The sequence below is a fragment of the Rhodococcus sp. O3 genome (assembly GCF_048897285.1).
GTDB lineage: Bacteria > Actinomycetota > Actinomycetes > Mycobacteriales > Mycobacteriaceae > Rhodococcus.
Genome location: NZ_JBMBTE010000038.1, coordinates 15636 through 34215 on the forward strand (window position 1 = coordinate 15636; position 18580 = coordinate 34215).

General features: G+C 69.2%; 17 protein-coding genes. 6 read left to right on the forward strand and 11 right to left on the reverse strand.

Annotation, left to right across the window (positions count from 1 at the left end):
- Positions 1-8: 8 nt before the first annotated feature.
- The gene (gene dxr / locus ACN675_RS13140; protein ID WP_420751255.1) at positions 9-1172 is read right to left on the reverse strand and encodes a 1-deoxy-D-xylulose-5-phosphate reductoisomerase; all 1164 of its coding nucleotides are present in this window, start codon (positions 1170-1172) and stop codon (positions 9-11) included.
- 147 nt (positions 1173-1319) lie between these two features.
- On the opposite strand from dxr, the gene ACN675_RS13145 reads away from it, so the two are divergent.
- Positions 1320-1565 (forward strand): DUF2631 domain-containing protein, encoded by a 246-nt coding sequence (locus ACN675_RS13145; RefSeq protein ID WP_420751256.1) that lies wholly within the window; start codon positions 1320-1322, stop codon positions 1563-1565.
- 66 nt (positions 1566-1631) lie between these two features.
- Here the strand turns inward: ACN675_RS13145 and ACN675_RS13150 are convergent, their stop codons facing one another.
- From ACN675_RS13150 to ACN675_RS13170, 5 genes are all read right to left on the reverse strand, one after another.
- Complete coding sequence (locus ACN675_RS13150; protein ID WP_420751257.1) at positions 1632-2066, reverse strand: HD domain-containing protein; 435 nt, start codon at positions 2064-2066, stop codon at positions 1632-1634.
- A gap of 98 nt (positions 2067-2164) precedes the next feature.
- Positions 2165-3298 (reverse strand): carboxylate-amine ligase, encoded by a 1134-nt coding sequence (locus tag ACN675_RS13155; RefSeq protein WP_420751258.1) that lies wholly within the window; start codon positions 3296-3298, stop codon positions 2165-2167.
- 150 nt (positions 3299-3448) lie between these two features.
- Complete coding sequence (locus ACN675_RS13160) at positions 3449-4216, reverse strand: enoyl-CoA hydratase/isomerase family protein (RefSeq protein WP_420751259.1); 768 nt, start codon at positions 4214-4216, stop codon at positions 3449-3451.
- A gap of 16 nt (positions 4217-4232) precedes the next feature.
- Entirely contained in the window at positions 4233-5519 is a 1287-nt protein-coding gene (locus tag ACN675_RS13165) for an acetyl-CoA hydrolase/transferase family protein (protein ID WP_420751260.1), read from the reverse strand.
- Positions 5516-6685 carry a CaiB/BaiF CoA transferase family protein gene (locus ACN675_RS13170; protein WP_420751261.1) on the reverse strand — a complete coding sequence of 390 codons (1170 nt, stop codon included), beginning with the start codon at positions 6683-6685 and terminating at the stop codon, positions 5516-5518. The genes ACN675_RS13165 and ACN675_RS13170 overlap by 4 nt, the downstream gene beginning before the upstream one ends.
- A 142-nt stretch (positions 6686-6827) precedes the next feature.
- Between ACN675_RS13170 and ACN675_RS13175 the strand changes: the two genes are divergently transcribed.
- The 5 genes from ACN675_RS13175 (at position 6828) to ACN675_RS13195 (ending at position 13388) form a co-directional block, all read left to right on the forward strand.
- Entirely contained in the window at positions 6828-8432 is a 1605-nt protein-coding gene (locus ACN675_RS13175; RefSeq protein WP_420751262.1) for a class I adenylate-forming enzyme family protein, read from the forward strand.
- 88 nt (positions 8433-8520) lie between these two features.
- Complete coding sequence (locus ACN675_RS13180; RefSeq protein ID WP_420751281.1) at positions 8521-9267, forward strand: SDR family NAD(P)-dependent oxidoreductase; 747 nt, start codon at positions 8521-8523, stop codon at positions 9265-9267.
- Between the two features lie 194 nt (positions 9268-9461).
- Positions 9462-10445: an MDR family oxidoreductase gene (locus ACN675_RS13185; protein WP_420751263.1), complete on the forward strand. Its 984-nt coding sequence runs from the start codon at positions 9462-9464 to the stop codon at positions 10443-10445.
- Between the two features lie 13 nt (positions 10446-10458).
- Positions 10459-11685, forward strand: a complete 1227-nt coding sequence (locus tag ACN675_RS13190; RefSeq protein ID WP_420751264.1) for an FAS1-like dehydratase domain-containing protein — start codon at positions 10459-10461, stop codon at positions 11683-11685.
- Positions 11682-13388, forward strand: a complete 1707-nt coding sequence (locus tag ACN675_RS13195; protein ID WP_420751265.1) for a class I adenylate-forming enzyme family protein — start codon at positions 11682-11684, stop codon at positions 13386-13388. The genes ACN675_RS13190 and ACN675_RS13195 overlap by 4 nt, the downstream gene beginning before the upstream one ends.
- On the opposite strand, the gene ACN675_RS13200 is transcribed toward ACN675_RS13195, so the two are convergent.
- The 5 genes from ACN675_RS13200 to ACN675_RS13220 are packed head-to-tail and all read right to left on the reverse strand — an operon-like array spanning position 13339 to position 18575.
- The gene (locus ACN675_RS13200; RefSeq protein WP_420751266.1) at positions 13339-14457 is read right to left on the reverse strand and encodes an acyl-CoA dehydrogenase family protein; all 1119 of its coding nucleotides are present in this window, start codon (positions 14455-14457) and stop codon (positions 13339-13341) included. The two genes, ACN675_RS13195 and ACN675_RS13200, sit on opposite strands and share 50 nt — an antisense overlap.
- A complete protein-coding gene (locus ACN675_RS13205) occupies positions 14454-15650 on the reverse strand; it encodes an acyl-CoA dehydrogenase family protein (RefSeq protein WP_420751267.1) in 1197 nt (398 codons plus the stop codon). Before ACN675_RS13205 ends, ACN675_RS13200 begins: the two co-directional genes overlap by 4 nt.
- Positions 15647-16456, reverse strand: coding sequence for an enoyl-CoA hydratase/isomerase family protein (locus ACN675_RS13210; protein WP_420751268.1), 810 nt, complete (start codon positions 16454-16456; stop codon positions 15647-15649). Before ACN675_RS13210 ends, ACN675_RS13205 begins: the two co-directional genes overlap by 4 nt.
- Positions 16453-17406, reverse strand: coding sequence for an acyl-CoA dehydrogenase family protein (locus tag ACN675_RS13215; protein ID WP_420751269.1), 954 nt, complete (start codon positions 17404-17406; stop codon positions 16453-16455). The genes ACN675_RS13210 and ACN675_RS13215 overlap by 4 nt, the downstream gene beginning before the upstream one ends.
- Positions 17403-18575 (reverse strand): acyl-CoA dehydrogenase family protein, encoded by a 1173-nt coding sequence (locus ACN675_RS13220; RefSeq protein ID WP_420751270.1) that lies wholly within the window; start codon positions 18573-18575, stop codon positions 17403-17405. Before ACN675_RS13220 ends, ACN675_RS13215 begins: the two co-directional genes overlap by 4 nt.
- Positions 18576-18580 lie beyond the last annotated feature (5 nt).

Consider the following 18580-nt stretch of genomic DNA (forward strand, 5'->3'; position numbering starts at 1 on the left):
CGCTCCTCCTATTTCACGAGCGCGCGGGCTCGGTCCCGAGCCCAGCCGTCGGCGGCGAGCACGTCTTCCACGGTAGCGGGTTCGGCGGACCACTCGTGTGCGTCGTTCAGCACTGACTCGACGGTGCGGACGATGCCGGGGAACGGCAGCGCACCCGCCAGGAACGCCTCCGCGGCGATCTCGTTCGCCGCGTTGTACACGGCGGTGAGGCTGCCGCCGCCGCGTCCCGCGGCGCGGGCGAGTTCGATCGCCGGGAAGACGACGTTGTCGACGGGCTCGAACTCCCAGGTCGACGCCGTGGTGAAGTCGAGAGCGGGAGCTGCCTCGGGCACCCGGTCCGGCCACGCGAGGGCCAGCGCGATCGGCAGCTTCATCGACGGCGGCGACGCCTGCGCGAGGGTCGAACCGTCGGCGAACGTCACCATCGAATGCACGATGGACTGCGGATGCACGGTGACGTCGATGCGGTCGTAGCCGATGCCGAACAGCAGGTGCGCCTCGATGAGCTCGAGTCCCTTGTTGACGAGGGTCGCCGAGTTGAGGGTGTTCATCGGCCCCATCGACCAGGTCGGATGCGCACCGGCCTGCTCGGGCGTGACGTCCTCGAGCTGCTCTGCGCTCCACCCGCGGAACGGGCCACCCGATGCCGTGAGCACCAGACGGGCAACCTCACCGGTGGTGCCGCCGCGCAGGCACTGCGCCAGGGCCGAATGCTCGGAGTCGACGGGCACGATCTGACCGGGCGCGGCCGCGGCGGTGACGAGCGCGCCCCCGGCCACGAGGGACTCCTTGTTCGCGAGCGCGAGCCGCGCCCCCGTCGCGAGGGCCGCGAGCGTCGGCTCGAGACCGAGCGAGCCGACGAGGGCATTGAGAACGACGTCCGCTTCGGTCTCGCGCACGAGGTCCGTGACGGCGGACGGGCCGCTGCGGACCGTCACTCCGGGCAACGCGAGCCGCGCCGCGGCGTCCGGGTTCGCGATCGCGACCTCGGAGACACCCGTCGCGCGGATCTGCTCGGCGAGCAGCTCGAGGTTGCCGCCGCCCGCGGCGAGGCCGACGACCTCGAACTTGTCGGGGTTGGCGTCGATGACCTCGAGCGCCTGGGTGCCGATCGATCCGGTGCTGCCGAGCAGCAGGACGCGGGTGCGGGAGCGGGATTCAGTGTCGACCACGCGACCATTGTTCCTGATGCACCTGAGCCGTCCCTGAATCGGTCACGGCCGCCGGCGACGCGCGGGCACCGCCCCCACTTCATACGACAGGCGGTCGTATGTCACGATTAGCCCAACAGCGCGATCTTTCGAGCAGGAGGAACAACCGTGGCCGGTACCGAGTTGCAGTCCACCAAGGTCGACACGGCCGAGGTGCCCTCGGCGGAGTGGGGTTGGAGCGGTGAAGCTCCCAAGCTGTACCGCACCATGGGCATCATCGGCGCGATCTTCCTGCTGTTCATGCTCATCGGCAACCACGCCGGTCACGTCGAGGACTTGTACCTCATCGGTGTCGCCGTGCTCCTCGTGCTCGTCATCGTGGTCGACGCCATCAGGCGTCGCCGCCCGCGGTAGAGCCGCACAGATTTCGTCGGGCCCGTCCGGAACGTTCCGGACGGGCTCGACGCGTCCACGGACGGATCACCCGCAGGATGTCAGCTCGGCGCGCGCGCGAGCGTACTTCGCCACCAGTCGTTCACGGGTCGCATCGTCCAGACGGGCCAGTCGCTGCGGGTCGCTGTTGTCGGCGAGATCCGCGAGCTTGACCGTCAATGCCAGCGGGATCCGGCGCACCCGCGCGTAGTACTCGGCCGGTTCCTCACCGTCCCGGCGGGTCAACGCGTCGACTGCGGCGACGACCTCTGCCGGGAACTGCTCCCCGAGATCCGCGAGCGTCACCGTCGTGTCCTCGACGACGTCGTGCAGCCAGGCAACCGCGACGGCATGATCGTCGCCGGCCACCCGGGCCGCTACTCGGGCGGGATGCGTGATGTACGGGCGCCCGGCCTTGTCGACCTGACCGGCGTGCGCGACCGTCGCGATCCGCTGCGCCGCCTGCGTGATCGAAGATTCCAACTACTCCCCCGAAGTGTGATCGTGACCGGCCGCGGCGCCCGACACGCACCGGAGCCACCGCGTCGATCCAGAGTTACCAGCAGGGTCCGACAGGTGTTTCACGACATGTCCGGCTCGGGTGCGCAGGTCACGAGCCGGACGACGTCGGCGAGTGTGCCGGCCTCGAGAGTCGCTCGTTGCCGGGCGGCACCGTTCCCGGTGGCCAGGACGCGCTGCACGGCCTCCCGGGCGGCGCAGAAGTCGCCGGTGCGTTCGAGAGCGGGCCGAACATGCTCGAGGAGCCGGAAGATCGGGTGCGCTGCGGGCACGAGGCGCCCGGACACGGTATCGACCGCGCGCCCCGTGACGCCGTCCCGCGCGGCCCGCCAGTATGCGGCGCGCAGAACCTCCGGCTCCACGTCGAGCTCCTGTCGTCCCTGCCGGGTGGGATCGAGTGCGGTGACGACCAGGCCGCGCACCAAGGTCGCGAGCAGGACCGCCTCGTCCACGGTGGCCTGGGTGTCGCCGATACGGATCTCGATCGTGGGCAGATGCGCCGACAGACGCATGTCCCAGTAGAGCATCGCCTTGTCGAGGATGACCTCGCGCTCGAGCATGGTCGCGATCACCGCGTCGTAGTGCTCCGCGGATTCGAAAACGGGCGGCGGCCCGGCGTTGGGCCACCGCATCCACAGCACATGACGCCAGCTGGCGTAGCCGGTGTCGCGCCCGGCTGCGACGGGCGAGTTCGCGGTCAGCGCCAGCAGGACCGGCAACCAGGGCCGCAGATGATTGCTGACCTGTACCCCCGTGTCCCGGTCGGGGATGGCGACGTGGACGTGACAGCCACAGATGACCTGCTCGCCGAGCAGCCCGAAGTTGCCGAGCAGGCTGTGATATCGCTCCTGGTCGGTGATCAGGCGCGGCGGCGGGCCGGCCGGGGGTACCGCGGTGGCCAGCAGTACCGCGCCCGCGCACGCGGCGGCCGCGGCGGCACGAGATCTCGTCCGCCGCAGTTGCGTCCGCAACTCCTCGATGCTCGCGCACACCGGTGTGGCGGTTTCGATCTGGCATCGGGACAGTTCCAGTTGCAGGTCGATGCCGAGTTCGCGCCCGGCGGCGGCGACGGCGACGTTGTCGAGCCACGGTGCCCCGGTCTCGGGATCGGCGAGGACGAATTCCTCCTCCACCCCGATGGTCGGACCCGACCCTTCGGCCGGGGGGTCGGCAACGGGGGATGGGGATGAGGTCATCGTCGCTCCTGCCCCGGCCAGCGTTCTCGGCCGTTGCATTCAGGCTGTCACGTCCGCCACCGGCCCGGGACGGAACCGGAGCCGCAACACTCCGGTCGTCAGTGTGTACCCACGTCGCACCGGAATCAGCGGCCCCGCCACTGCTGCCCTCTAGTGGCCCCGCCACTGTGGAGCTCGCTTCTCCGCGAACGCGCGCGGCCCCTCCTGCGCGTCGTGACTGTTGTAGCAGGATTCCGACGCGTGCCGGGCCGCCCGCAACGCAGCCGACCGTCCCATCTCCGTGGAGATCATCACGGTCTCACGCGCCGCACGGACCGACAGCGGGGCACCCGCGATGATCTCCCCTGCCAGCTCGAGCGCCGATGCGAGCAGATCGGCCGGTTCGGCAATTCTGTTGACCAGGCCGATCTCGTACGCGCGCTGCGCGGTGATCGGCTTTCCGGTGAGCAGGATCTCCATCATGATGCGCTGCGGGATCATGTGGATCAGCGGCGACGCCCACGGGGAACTGCGCCCCACCTTGACCTCGGTGACGGCGAAGGTCGCGGTCGTGCTCGCCACACACAGGTCGCAACTCTGGGCGATCAGCCAGCCACCGGCGAACGCGGCACCGTTGACCGCGGCGATCGTCGGCTTCGACAGTTCGACGGTGTCGTACGGGACGGGAATCAGATCGCGCGGCGGCACCCGCATGCCGGTCTCGACCATTTCCTTCAGGTCACCACCCGCACAGAACGCCTTCTCCCCCGCCCCGGTCAGAACCGCGACACGCAGGTCCGGGTCGTGTTCGAAGCGCTCCCACGCGTCGTAGAGCCCCCGGCGGATCTCCGAGGTCAGGCAGTTGCGGGTCTCGGGCCGGTTCAGCGTGACGACCGCGATGCCGTCGTCGCGGGCATCGAACAGTACGGCCTCGCTCATCCGCGGTCCTCGCTCACTAGAAACCTCGCTGCTCGATGATGTGGGCCTGCCGCTCCAGGTCCTCCCGGAAGTCCGGGTGCGCGATCGCGACCAGTCGCCGCGCGCGTTCACGCAGGGTGCGGCCCCGCAGTTCCGCCGCGCCGAATTCGGTGACGACGACGTCGACGTCGGAGCGCGCGGTGGTCACCGGACCGGACAGTGCCGCGGTGATCCGGCTGACCGTGCCGCCTTTCGCGGTCGCGGGTAGTGCCGTGATCGCGTGTCCACCGGGTGACCGCGCGCCGGCCCGCACGAAGTCGACCTGCCCGCCGGTGCCGCCGAAATACGACGCGCCACTCTGTTCGGCGTTGACCTGCCCGGTCAGATCGATCTCCATCGCCGAGTTGATCGTGACGAGATCGTCGAGTTGCGCGAGGACGCCCGCGTCGTGCGTGTAGGCCGTGGTGCACATGCGGATCATCGGGTTGCGATGGGCGAATCCATAGAGCCGCGCGGTTCCGATCAGCGCTCCGGTGATCGAGATGCCCCGGTCGATTCGCTTGCGCGCGTTGGTGATCGCACCCGATTCGATGAGATCGACGAGCCCGTCGCCGATCATGCCGGAATGCACACCGAGATCCACCCGGTCGTGCAGGAGCCGCAGGATTGCGTCGGGCACGGCGCCGACCCCGGTCTGGATGACCGATCCGTCCTCGATGTAGGCGGCGGCGTGGTGCGCGATGGACGCGTCGACCTCCCCGACCGCCGCCGGCGGGACCTCGACCGGCGGTCGTGAAACATGCACCGCGCAATCGATTTTCGAGGACGGCAGAGATTCGCCGAGGGTGAAGGGAACCCGGTCGTTGATCTCGGCGACCACCACCCGGGCCGTCGCGACAGCGGACTGGACGTAGTCGCTGACGAGCCCGAAGCTGTGGTGTCCGTTCGCATCCGCGGGAGCGACCTGAACGAATGCGACATCGCACCGGATGGTTCCGGCTTCGATCATCGGCCCGATCCTGCTGACGTGGCAGGGAATCACATCGAGTTCGTGGGCCTTGCTCAGCGCCCGCAGCGCGCCGATTGCGCCCATGCTCGACATCGCGAAGCTGTCGGTCCGGCCGGGCGCGAAGATCCCGGAGAAGCTCGTGGCGACGAACACCGTGAGTCCGCCGATGTCGCGGCCCTGCTCGATCAGCGCTTCGATCAGGGTGGTCGGTTCGCCGCACGCCTGCCCGATGACGATGTGATCTCCCGGCCGCAGGTATTCGGCGAGATCGGCGGTGGGCGTGCATGTTCCGCGGTGTGAATTCGACCCGATCACGAGTCGGTGCCGTTCGCTCGCGCGCCGGCGACCCGCAGTTCGTCGAGCACTTCACGGGTGTGTTCCCCGAGCCGGGGTGCGGCTCCGGCGACACGGCCGGGTGTTCGGGACAGCCACGTCGGGGGCCCGGGGAATCGGACGTGGCCGTACGGGGTCTCGACGTCCTGGAAGAAGCCGACGTCGTCGAGGTGGGCGTTGTCGAACAGTTCGTCGAGACTGCGGACCGGCGCAGCGGGGATGTCGAGGCTGCGCAGGAGGTCGAGCCACTCGGCGGTGGTCCGTTCGAGGAAGGTCTCACCGAGACGCGCATAGACGGTGTCGATGCTGCGGGCCCGTTGCTCGAGCGTCGCGTAATGCGGTCCCGCCCACGCCGGTTTCACTGCCTCGACGAACGCGGTCCATTGTTTGTCGTTGTACACCAGCGCCGAGATCCGGCCGTCCTTGGTCCGGTACGGCCTGCGGTTGGGAGCGACCGCGCGGTGGTAGACCGCCGGCCCCACGGCGGGGTGGAACATCGCGCCGTTGGCGTGTTCGACGAGCATGAACGACGCCATCGTCTCGAACATCCCGACCTCGACCTCCTGCCCCTCGCCGGTCCGTTCCCGATGGAACAGCGCCATCACCGTGGCGTACACGGCGGTCAGGCCCGCAACCTTGTCGGCGATGATGGTGCCGACATAGTCGGCGTCACCGGTCAGTTGTTCCTGGGCGGACAGCAGTCCGCATTCCGCCTGGATCGTGTCGTCGTAGGCGGTGAGATCGGCGTCCGCTCCGCCGCGGCCGTAGCCGTAGCAGTTGGTGTAGACGATCGCCGGGTTCAGCGCGGCGACCTCGTCGTAGCCGAAGCCGAGTTTCGCGATCGCCTTCGCGCGCATCGAATGGATGAACACGTCGGCGCCGGTGACGAGTTCGCGCAGCACCGCACGGTCCTCGTCGGCACGCAGATCCAGCACGACGCTGCGTTTGCCGCGGTTCACGTTGACGAAGACCCCGCTCATGCCCGGTTCGGGTCCCGCGGAGATGTAGCGGGTGTTGTCCCCGGCGGGCGGTTCGATCTTGATCACCTCGGCACCCATGTCCGCCATGATCTGCGTGCAGTACGGGCCCATCACCATGGCCGTAAGGTCGACGACCCGCACGCCGGACAGCGGACCTGTGTGTTCCATCCTGCTCACCCTCACTGCGTTCTGTCGGATCGGTGACGCACTGTTCGAATCCCTCCCGGGCGGCGTCACACTATCAGGTGAATCCTTACAAGGATAGTGGTATGACTGTGGGGTGGAAACGAATCCAACGGCCACTGCCCGTGTGCCTTTGTGGCGCCCGGGGCCGCCACAAAGGCACACGGGGCCGCAGGCCCCCATCGCTTCCGTCCTCGACACCGCACTCGCCGAACGACCGGACGCCCCGGCCATCGACGCCGCCTCGGGCGTGTGGACCTACGCGGAACTCGACGAACAGGCGCGACGCGCGGCCGGCGCCCTGTGGTCGCTCGGGGTCCGTCCCGGCGACCGTGTCGCCGCGTGCCTGCCCAACGACCTCGACATCGTCGCGGCGTTCCACGGCGCCATGCGCATCGGGGCGATCTGGGCGGGGATCGGCGAGGCGCTCGCGGAAGCCGAACAGCGGAACCTGTACGAGCTGTGCGCGCCGACGGTCGTGCTCGCCGGCGACCACTGCGCGCTGGACACCCCCGAGTGTCTGCGCCTCGACCGGTGGTCCGACCTGCTGACCCGCACCGACGACGCGCCCCCGGTCGACGTCGGTCTCGACTCCCCCGCCGGAATCGCTTTCACCAGTGGCACTTCCGGAAGTCCGAAGGCAGTCGTCCACAGCCACCGCAATCTGCTGCTGCCCGGCGCGACCCTCGTCGTCAGCCGCGGCTGGGGACCGGATCTACGCAAGGGCGACAGCTTCCCGCTGACGATCCTGAATCTGATGGTTCTGTCCACCCTTCTCACCGCCCAGGCCGGCGGCTGCGCGGTCGTGATGAACCGCCGCGACCTCGACGGTGTCGCCGAATGGATCACGACCCGCAAGGTCACGGTGTGGAACGGCGCTCCGGCACAGTTGTTCGACCTGGCCCGTCGCCCGGACATCGACCTCGGGTCGCTGCGCGAGGTGTGGAGCGGCGGCGGCGACACCCCCGACTCACTGCGCCGCGCTTTCGCCGAGACGCACGGACTGGTTCCCCGCGTCACCTACGGACTGACCGAGGCGCCGACGGTCGTGTCCATCGATCCGGCCGGCGACGACTGGCGCCCCGGGACCAGCGGGCGGGTCCTACCGCAGTACGACGTCGCCGCATACGACGACGACGGCCACCGGCTTCCCCACGGTGAACTCGGCGAACTGAAACTCGCCGGCACCGGCGAGGGCCCGTGGGCGCACACGTGGACGCCGATGCTCGGATACTGGGAGAACGGACGCATCCGGCCAACGGGGTCCGGCCCCGTCCCCACCGGCGACATCGGAACCGTCGACGGCGAGGGGTGGCTGACCGTCCTCGACCGCAAGAAACTCGTCATCATCCGCGGCGGCGCCAACGTCTACCCCCTCGAGGTCGAACGCGTACTCGCCACCCACCCGGACATCACCAAGGCCGCCGTGTACCCGATCCCCGACGACCGGCTCGGCCAGCGTGTCGCAGCGGTCGTCGAAAGTGACCGCCCCGAACCGGATTTCGACGCGATCACTGCGTTGTGCCGACGCGAGCTCGCGTCGTACAAGATTCCCGAGCTCTGGACCCGCGTCGACGCGCTACCGGTCAATGCGATGGGCAAGATCCAGCGCGCGGGTCTCGCCGAATTCGTCGCCGCCCACCGTGCCACCGAACACCGCAGTGCCACCGAACACCGCAGTGTCACCGAACACCGCAGTGTCACCGAACACCGCAATGCCGGCCGTGAATAACTCCCGCGCCGCCGCCCGATCCGTGCGAGGATCGAGCCCCGATCGAGAGGAGAGCCCTGTGGCGCCCATCGGTGACGCCGCCGCGAGGATGTTCGGCTTGGACGGGCGGGTGGCGATCGTAACCGGGGCGTCTTCCGGTCTCGGCGCAGCCGTGGCCGAGTCCCTGGCGTCGCTGGGCGCGAAGGTCGCGCTCGTCGCGCGGCGTCGCGACCGGCTCGCCGACCTGGCACAGCGGATCGACGGCCTGCCCGTGGCCTGCGATCTGTCCGACCTGGACCGGGTCGCCGAGGTCGTGCCGACGGTGCTCGACCACCTCGGACACCCGGAGATCCTGGTGAACGCCGCGGGGAGCATGTTCACCGAGGAACGCGCCGAGTCCGAGCCGCTCGACGCGATGCGGCGCACGCTCGATCTGAACCTGCTCGCCCCGTTCCGCCTCGCGCAGGACGTTTTTCCGCACATGCGGGCGGCCGGTCGCGGATCGATCGTCAACATCTCGTCCATCAGCGGCCGGGTGGGTGTCCCGGGCATCCCGCAGGCGTCCTATGCCGCGAGCAAGCTCGGCCTGTCGGGTCTGACCTCCGAACTCGCAGTGCAGTGGGCACGGCACTCGATCCGGGTGAACACCGTGGCGCCCGGCTTCTTCCGCAGCGAGATCACCGGTCCGCTCTACGAGAGCGATCGGGCCACCGAGTATCTGCGCCGCAACACGCCGCTCCCGAAGGAGGGCATCGCGGACGACATCGTCGGTGCGGTCGTGTGGCTCGCCGGCGACGCGGGCAGCTACGTCACGGGCCAGACGATCGTCGTCGACGGCGGCTGGACCGCGCGCTGAGGCCGATCCCCACGTTCGGTCACGCTGCTGATATCGCCATCGGCTCCCTAGGATTCAAGTATTGTCATCCTTACAAGGATTGACGTAATGTCCGCTGCACAGGCTCCGGCGACGCCGCTTCCGAACACGGCGCCCGGTCCGACGAATGCACATCCGATATCGCTCGACGGCTCGAGGAAGGAATTGTTTCGACGATGTTTTCCGCACTGGTGATCGAGAAGCCCGAAACCGGACAGACGGTGACGCGCAAGAGCCTGCAGGACACCGATCTGCCCGACGGGAACGTCACCGTCGACGTGGAGTACTCGACCCTCAACTTCAAGGACGCTCTCGCGATCACCGGTAGGTCCCCGGTCGTACGCAAGTTCCCCATGGTGCCCGGGATCGACATCGCAGGCGTCGTCGCCGACAGTTCGCACGAACGATGGTCGAAGGGTGACCGCGTGGTGCTCAACGGCTGGGGCGTCGGCGAAACCCATTGGGGCGGACTGGCTCAGCGTGCCCGGATCGACGGCGACTGGCTGGTTCCGCTGCCCGAGGCGTTCACCACACGGCAGGCCATGGCGATCGGGACCGCCGGTTACACCGCGAGCCTGTGCGTCGACGCTCTCGTCGCCTTCGGGATCGCCCCCGATCAGGGCGACATCCTGGTGACGGGCGCGACCGGGGGCGTCGGCAGCGTCGCCATCGCTCTGCTCGCCAAGGCCGGGTTCAGCGTCACCGCCGCGACCGGAAAGACCTCGGAGGCAGACTATCTCACCTCGCTGGGTGCCACGGCCGTCCTCGATCGCGCCGAACTGTCCGCGGCGGGCAAACCGTTGCAGAAGGAACGCTGGGCCGGCGTCGTCGACACCGCGGGTAGCCACACCCTCGCCAACGCGTGCGCCCAGACCCGCTACGGCGGCGCGGTTGCGGCATGCGGTCTCGCACAGGGCATGGACTTCCCCGCCTCGGTCGCACCGTTCATCCTGCGCGGCGTCTCCCTCCTCGGTATCGACAGCGTGATGGCCCCGCATCCCCGGCGCACCGCCGCGTGGGACCGGCTGGCCCGCGATCTCGACGCGAGCGCGCTCGACGCGATCGCCCACGAGGTCGGGCTGGAGGAAGCGATCGGTGCCGCCGGAAAGCTCATGGACGGCAACGTGCGCGGTCGCATCGTCGTCGACGTCAATCGATGATCAAGGAGTAGACGTGAGCAAGAAATCGAATCCGGCCGAGGTCACCGAACTCGACCTGTCCGACGTCGATCATCGCGTCGGCAAGCCCGTCGGCGGCGGCCAGCTGTGGGATCCGTGCAGCGGCTCCGACATCCGGCGCTGGGTGATGGCCATGGACTACCCGAACCCGCTCCACTGGGACGAGGAGTTCGCGCGGGAATCGCGGTTCGGCGGCATCGTCGCACCGCAGTCGATCGCGGTGGCCCTCGACTACGGCCACGGCGCGCAACCCGCCTGCGTGGGCCGCATTCCCGGCAGCCACCTGATCTTCGGAGGCGAGGAATGGTGGTTCTACGGCACCCCGGTCCGCCCCGGCGACAAGCTCTTCCAGGATCGCCGTTTCCACGACTACAAGGTGGTGGAGACCAAGTTCGCCGGTCCGACGATGTTCTCGCGCGGCGACACCGTTCACCGCAACCAGCACGGAGCGCTCGTCGCGAAGGAGCGGTCCACCGCGATCCGGTACCTTTCGTCCGAGGCGACCGAGCGCGGCATGTACGAGAACCAGCTCGGGGAGATCAAACGGTGGACCGCCGAGGAGCTCACCGAGATCGAATCACTGCGCCACGAGTGGATCCTGTCCAACCGACTCGGCGTCTCACCGCATTTCGACGAGGTCAAGGTCGGAGACACCCTGCCGCGACGGGTGATCGGCCCGCACAGCATCGCGACGTTCACCACCGAATACCGCGCGTTCCTGTTCAACATCTGGGGCACCTTCCAGTGGACCGCACCTGCCGGCCTCGAGGATCCGTGGATCAACCAGGACCCGGGATGGGTCGAGGGATTCGGCTTCGACGAGGAAGGCGCCAGGATCGATCCGCGCAAGCGGGACGGGCTCTACGTCGGGCCGTCGCGTGGGCACATCGACGCCGACAAGGCCAGTGAGGTCGGAATGGCCCGCGCCTACGGCTACGGCGCGACGATGGGCGCCTGGTGCACCGACTACCTGTCCTACTGGGCGGGCAACGACGGCATGGTCCGTCACACCAAGGCGGACTTCCGCGGTCCCGCTTTCGAGGGCGACGTCACGTACTTCGACGCCGAGGTGATCGACAAGCAGACCGACACCCCGTGGGGTGTGCCCCTCGTCCAGGTGAAACTTCGTCTGACCAACCAGGATTCCGCCGTCCTGGTCGATTGCACCGCAGAGATCGAACTGCCGTACCGAACGAATCGAGCACAAGGGGGGCCGACATGACGACCGTCGAGAATGCTGTATCGGCACAACCGGTTTCGATCGTCTCGGGACCACCGCTCACCGAGGAGCCCGGGCTCGGTACCTTGACACTGCCCGGGTTCCTGCGCGAGGTCACCACGGCGTACGCCGATCGTGAGGCCCTCGTGATGCACGAAGCCGGCGGTGTCACCCGCTGGAGCTACGCCGAATTCTGGGAACGCGCAATCGAGGTCGCGAAGGCATTGCGCGCGTTGGGAGTCGGGAAGGACGGCCGGGTCGGGGTATTGATGACCAACCGGCCCGAGTGGATCGCGGCGACCTTCGGCGCATCGCTCGCCGGCGGCGTCGCGGTCGCGCTCAGCACGTTCTCGACCTCCGCCGAACTCGACTTCCTCATCGAGACCTCGGGCGTCTCGGTGCTGCTGTTCGAACGCACCGTCGCGAACCGGGACCTGGCCGAGGCACTCGTCGAACTCGAACCGGAGATCGGCCGGTCCTCCCCCGGCGATCTGCGGTCGGCGCGCTATCCGCACCTGCGGTATCTCGCCACGGTCGGGGAGGCACCCGGCGGTGGGGCGATCGAGTCGTGGGACACGTTCGTCGCAGGGGGACGTGACGTGCCCAGGCGAGTCGTCGAGGCGACGGCCGCGGCGGTCAAACCGAGCGACACCGCCGTCCTGTTCTTCTCCTCGGGCACGACGAGCAAGCCGAAAGGCATCCTCAGCGCCCACCGGGGGGTGAGCATCCAGTCGTGGCGGTTCGGGCGGATGTACGGCTTCGAGCCCGCGGACGACGTGCGCTGCTGGTCGGCGAACGGCTTCTTCTGGTCGGGCAACTTCGGGATGGCGCTCGGTGCGACCCTGTCGAAGGGCGGCTCGCTCGTCCTGCAGTCCGTGTTCGACGCCGCCGAAGCGCTCGACCTCATGGAACGCGAACGGGTGAACTTCCCGGTCGCGTGGCCGCACCAGTGGGCACAACTCGAAGCCGCCCCGAACTGGGCGGAGGCGGACCTGAGCGCGATGCGGTTCGTGGACAACAGCACTCCCATCGCACGTCACCCCTCGGTGTCGGTCGACTACCGCGAACCCGGCCATGCCTACGGCAACACCGAGACCTTCACGATCTCGACGGCGTACCCGGCGAACACCCCCGACGAGGTGACCGCCGGCAGCAGCGGGGTGCCCTTGCCGGGTGTCACCGTCAAGGTCGTCGAACCGCTGTCCGGAGTCCCGGTCCCCGTCGGGACCAGTGGTGAGATCTGCGTCAAGGGACCGACATTGATGCTCGGTTACCTCGGAATCCCGTTGTCCGACACGCTCGATGCCGAGGGCTTCTTCCACACCGGTGACGGAGGACGCCTCGACCACGAGGGCCGGCTGTTCTGGGAGGGCCGGCTCAACGACATCATCAAGACCGGGGGCGCGAACGTCTCACCGCTCGAGGTTGACGAGGTGCTGATCGGTCTCCCGGGAGTCAAGGTCGCCCGCACGGTCGGGGTGCCGCACGAGACGCTCGGCGAAGTCGTCGTCGCGTGCATCGTGCCGCACGCCGACGCGAACCTCGAGGCGAAGAAGATCCGCAGTCACCTCCGGGAACAGCTGGCGAGCTACAAGGTTCCGCGCCATGTGCTGTTCTTCGACGAGGACGAGATCTCGCTGACCGGCAGCGCGAAGATCAAGACCGACGAGGTCCGCAAGCTCGCGGTCGCACGCCTGCAGGGCTGACGTAGCGTTGCGCCAGCCGACGGCGGTGCTCGGTGGGCGACCCGAACAGCGAGCGGTTCAGCGTCGCGCGCTTGAGGTACACGTGGATGCCGCTCTCCCAGGTGTAGCCCATGCCGCCGTGCAGTTGCATGGCCTTGCCTGCGATGTCGACGGCCGCGGCGCACACGTGCGATTTCGCCATCGAAACCGACACCGCGGCGTCCGGCGCGCCCTCCGCGACGTTCCGCACCGCGGCAGCGACGAGGCGCCGCGACACGCTGATCGAGACGAGCATGTCGGCACACGCGTGCTTGACGGCCTGGAACGAACCGATCCTGCGTCCGAACTGCTCGCGTACACCGACGTAGGCGACGGTGGTGTCGAGCATGGCTTCGGCGAGGCCGAGGCTGTCGCATGCGACCGCGACGGCCGCCCGGTCGGCCAGATGCCGCAGGGCCGAGGCACCGTCGCGGAACGCGTGAACGGTGTCGGCGGCGACCACGGCGCCCTCCGCGACGACCCGGCCGAAGGAACGGGTGGCATCGAGCACCGGCTGGTCCGTGACCTCGACACCACCGGCGCCGGGATCCACGTCGACGAGGACGACCGTGCCGTCGGATCTCGTCGCCGGCACGAGCAGCCGGTCGGCGCCGGGTGCGTCGAGCACGAACGAGGTCTCCCCGTGCAGCACCGGCCCCTCCACGCCGGAGTCGAGGCGGAAGGGCGTCACCCCGAGAGTCTCGCCGCCGAGCACGAGGACCGGGACGGTCGCGCCTGCCACGGCCTCGCGCAGCAGCCGGTCCCGCACCGAACCGGGATCCACGAGTCCGAGGGCCGGCACCGCGAGAGCAGCGACAGCCGGGAGCGGGCCCCGGGCCGCGGCCCGTCCGTATTCGCGGAGGACGACGGCCGTCTCCGCGAATCCCGCTCCGGCGCCGTCGAATTCCTCGTCGACCTCGAGTCCGAGCCATCCCGAGGTGGAGACGCGAGTCCAGGGCGGTGCGCTGTCGCGATCCGCGGCGGCGAGCACATTCCGTGCGACGGTCCGGAGTTCGTCGTGGAACTCGGTGAGATCGAGGGTGCCGGTCATGTCGCGCTCCTCGGTTCGCGTGGCAGGCCCAGCGCGCGTTCGCCGATGATGGTGCGCTGGATCTCGCTGGTCCCTCCCGGGATCGTCCATTCCCACGAGCCGATGAAATCGAGGACCCACGGTCCCGATTCCCAGCTGCTCGACAGCGGCTTGCGCAATTCGGTCTGGGCGGCGAGACCGGCGACGTCGGCACCGAAATCGGTGGTGCGCTGCAGCAGTTCGCTGTAGTACAGCTTGACGATGGACGCGTCCGCGGGACCGGGCCGGTCGTCGGCGACGAAATCGGCGCACAGCGCGCGCAGTCCGGTGATCTCGGTTTCGAGTGCGGCCAGCCGATCGGCGACGACCGGATCGTCCAGGGGTACGCTCCCGTCGGGCCGGGGCCGTGCGCACAGCTCGACGAGCCGGCGGAATCCGCCGGTGCCGAGCCGTTCCGCGAGTTCGAGCATCGTCATGCCGCGCTCGGCACCGAGGGTTTCCTGCGCGACCTTCCACCCCTCGTTCTCCGGCCCGACGCGGTTGGCCTCGGGTACCGCGACGCCGTCGAGGAAGATCTCGCAGAAGTGCGATTCGCCGGTGGCCTGCCGGATCGGCCGGACCTCGACCCCGGGCGTGCGCATGTCCATCAGGAAGTAGGAGATGCCGCGCCGTTTCGGTGCGTCGGGGTCGGTGCGGGCCAGCAGCAGGCACCAGTCCGCGTGCACTGCGCCGCTCGCCCACAGTTTCTGCCCGTCGACGATGTAGGTGTCACCGTCCCTGCGGGCCGTCGTCGAGAGTGCTGCCATGTCGGATCCGGCGCCGGGTTCGGAGAAGCCCTGGCACCAGATCTCGCCGTCGAGGATCGCGGGCAGGTGACGCCGGCGTTGGTCGTCGGTGCCGGCGGCGAGCAGCGTGGAGGCCGCGTGGTGGATGGAGACGAACGGCAGCACGAGCCGCGGCGCGTCGTGGGCGGCCAGTTCCTGGTAGAGGACCACCTGTTCGGCGACGGACATGCCGCCGCCCCATTCCTTCGGCCAGTGCGGCACGGCGTATCCGGCGTCGCGCAGTTCCCGGAACCATGCCTTCTGGAAGGCGACGAACTCGTCGTCGGAGACGCCGGTCTGCGCCGAGCGCCACTGCGCGGGAACGTGATCGCGACACCAGGCACGAACCTCGGCGCGGAACTCGTCGAGCGCGGGTGGTGCCGGGCTCATCTCGCGGGCTCCTTCCGCCTGCCGTTCTGCCGGTCGGTGTTCTCCCGTAACGCCAGGAGCCGGTCCCGATGCTCCGGCGTCTGCATCGTGTGGACCTCGGCGGCGAAGCCGGCCTGCATCGGCCCCGCCAGTGCCTGGGACAGGTACATGTTGACGATGCGTTTGGTGCCCTGCAAGGCCTGCGGCGGCTGCGCGGCGAGCCGCGCCGCGAGCAGCCGGGCCTCGGGAAGCAGGTCGTCGGGTGCGGTGACGCGGCTGGCGAGTCCGAGTTCGACGGCGGTGGCCGCGGGGATGCGGTCGCCGGTGTACAGATACTCCCGCGACCGCAGGATCGGGGTGAGCAGCGGCCAGAAGGCTGCGCCGCCGTCACCGGCGACCAGCCCGACGGCGACGTGCGGGTCGGCCAGAAATGCGCGCTCGGACATGAGCACGATGTCGCACAGCACCGCGATGCTGGCCCCGAGCCCGACCGCGGGACCGTTGACGGCGGCGATCACCGGCAACGGGAATCGCAGCAGTTCCTCGATGATCTCGGCGCCCTCGCGGATGCTCTCGTCGCGCGCGACCGGGTCGTCGAGGAACGACGAGATCCAGTCGAGGTCGCCGCCGGCGCTGAACGCCCGGCCCGCCCCGGTGAGCACGACGACGGCGGCGTCCCGATCCGCCGCGAGTCGGCGCCACACGTGCGCGAGCGCCCAGTGCAATTCCTTGTTCACCGCGTTGAGTTCGTCCGGGCGGTTGACGGTGACGATCCGGACGGGTCCGTCGGATTCGACGGTGAGCACGTCCGGGAGGTCGTAGGTCACAGCAGCGCCTCCTCGGCGGTCGGACTGAACAGGCCGGTCAGGCCGCGCCGGCCGACGGTGCGGGTCAGGGCGTCGAGCGTGCCGGACGGGCCCCAGGGGATGCGTCGCAGGGGGATGCTGTAGCGGGAGATCCACGACACCGTCGTCTCGTCGCAGAAGCCGCCGGCCCCGTGCAGCTGGTGAGCGACGCGGAAGACGACCTGCGCTGCCTCGACGGCCGCGAGCCGCAGCGCGAGCGCATCGTCGAGTGCCTCGGCGTTACCCGCCTGGATGCTCCACAGCGTGTACTTGGCGAGCACGTCGAGCCCGCTGCGTTCGACTTCGGCCTCGGTGAGCTGGAACTGCACCCCCTGCAGGCGCGCGAGCGGAGCACCGAACTGTTCGCGGAGCTGGATGTGGGTCCGCGTGAGATCCATTGCCCGGTCGAGCATGCCGAGCAGGGTCCAGCACGGCAGGGTCAGTGCGAGCGCGAGGTCGCCGAGACCGTTGTCGTCGATCGGCAGCAGATCGAGCTGCGCCGCGAACGCGGACATGCGCGGCGGCGTGCTCGGTGGGCGTGCGATCGCACGACTGCGTCGTCCGTCGAGTGCGACTGCGACCCAACGCAGATCGAGGTTCGCGATGGGTGCCTTGGGATCCGAATCGGCGACGACGACCAGTCCGTCGACGTCCAGATCCGCCGGACGGGCCAGGCGCTCGGCGACCGGATAGGGCACCGCCCAGTACCCGACGCTGCGGCACAGTGCGGCGGCGGCCTCGAGCTCGTCGGCGTCGCCGCGCGGATCGAGATCCCATGCGCCCAGTTCGGCGAGCACGGGCACGACGATGTCCTGCCGGAGCGATGGGTCGTTCTCGACGCGCCGGACGAGCTCGTCGCCACCGGCCGCTTCGAGTGCCCGCAGCGCCTCCTGCCCGTAGTCCGTTGCTTCCGTGCTCAATTCGATGTTCATGATGCCGCCAGGAGGGCTCGGGCCAGAAGAATGCGCTGCATCTCGATGCTGCCGGATGCGACCGTCGCGGCCTGGGAGTACCGCCAGTGGTCCTCCACCGCCCGGCGGAACCACAGGGCCGTCGCATTGTCGAATTCTTCCGCGCGGCCGTCGGGGGGTGTCGCGTACACGGCGATCTCGGTGAGCACCTCGGCGCTGCCCTGATCGAGAGTCGTGACCGCGATCCGGTAGGCCGCGGCGTCGCCGGGCCGGACGGTGCCGTCCTCCTGCAGCGACACCACGCGGTACGCGAGCAGACGCGCACGCCGGCAGTGGGTGAGCATGCGCGCCCAGCGAGCCCGGAGCTCGACGGGTACGTCGTCCCAGCGGTCGCCGAGCACGGAGGGTGCCGCTTGCAACAGTCGCTCACAGCGCGCGTACCGGGCGATTCCCACCCGCTCGTAGGACAGGACCTCCTGCACGACGGACCAGCCGTCGTCGACCTCGCCGAGCACGTCCGCCTCGGTGACGCGCACGTCGTCGAAGAAGACTTCGTTGAGGTGGTGCGGTCCGAGCATGGACCGGATGGGCCGGACCTCGATTCCCGGTGCGGACATGGGGACGAGAAAGACTGTGAGCCCCTGTTGTTTCCGCTCCCCGGTCGAGGTTCGGGCCAGCAGGAAGCACCATTGCGCCATGGTCGCGTAGGACGTCCAGATCTTCTGGCCCGAAACGAGCCAGCCGTCGCCGTCCCGGCGGGCTGCGGTGCGCAGCGACGCGAGATCGGAACCGGCCTCGGGCTCACTGAAGCCCTGGCACCAGATCACCTCGCCGCGCGCGATGGGCGGCAGGTGTTCGTCCCGCTGGCGGGCGGTTCCGTGCCGCATGATGGTGGGCCCGACCCAGTTCACGCCCATGTATTGCGCGCCGCGCGGTTCGTGGTGCGCCCACATCTCCTCGCGAACGACGGTCTGTTCCCAGATCGTGGCTCCACGCCCGCCGAATTCCTCCGGCCAGGCCGCGCACAGCAGCCCGCGCTCGGCGAGGAGCCGGCAGAATGCTTGGGCCGCTTCGAGATCGGCCGGATCGTCGGTGAACGCTCCGAGGAAGTGCTCGGGAACATGGTCCTGCACCAGCCTACGGAGTTCGCGCCGCAACTCCGGGGCCTCCCCGCCCATCGTGAAGTCCATGAGCG

Bases quoted from the DNA above. Each gene is read 5' to 3' on its own strand.
- ACN675_RS13155 (WP_420751258.1), bottom strand. From the start codon at position 3,298: ATGACCTCATCCCCATCCCCCGTTGCCGACCCCCCGGCCGAAGGGTCG.
- ACN675_RS13160 (WP_420751259.1), bottom strand. From the start codon at position 4,216: ATGAGCGAGGCCGTACTGTTCGATGCCCGCGACGACGGCATCGCGGTC.
- ACN675_RS13170 (WP_420751261.1), bottom strand. From the start codon at position 6,685: ATGGAACACACAGGTCCGCTGTCCGGCGTGCGGGTCGTCGACCTTACG.
- ACN675_RS13180 (WP_420751281.1), top strand. From the start codon at position 8,521: ATGTTCGGCTTGGACGGGCGGGTGGCGATCGTAACCGGGGCGTCTTCC.
- ACN675_RS13185 (WP_420751263.1), top strand. From the start codon at position 9,462: ATGTTTTCCGCACTGGTGATCGAGAAGCCCGAAACCGGACAGACGGTG.
- ACN675_RS13195 (WP_420751265.1), top strand. From the start codon at position 11,682: ATGACGACCGTCGAGAATGCTGTATCGGCACAACCGGTTTCGATCGTC.
- ACN675_RS13200 (WP_420751266.1), bottom strand. From the start codon at position 14,457: ATGACCGGCACCCTCGATCTCACCGAGTTCCACGACGAACTCCGGACC.
- ACN675_RS13205 (WP_420751267.1), bottom strand. From the start codon at position 15,650: ATGAGCCCGGCACCACCCGCGCTCGACGAGTTCCGCGCCGAGGTTCGT.
- ACN675_RS13215 (WP_420751269.1), bottom strand. From the start codon at position 17,406: ATGAACATCGAATTGAGCACGGAAGCAACGGACTACGGGCAGGAGGCG.
- ACN675_RS13220 (WP_420751270.1), bottom strand. From the start codon at position 18,575: ATGGACTTCACGATGGGCGGGGAGGCCCCGGAGTTGCGGCGCGAACTC.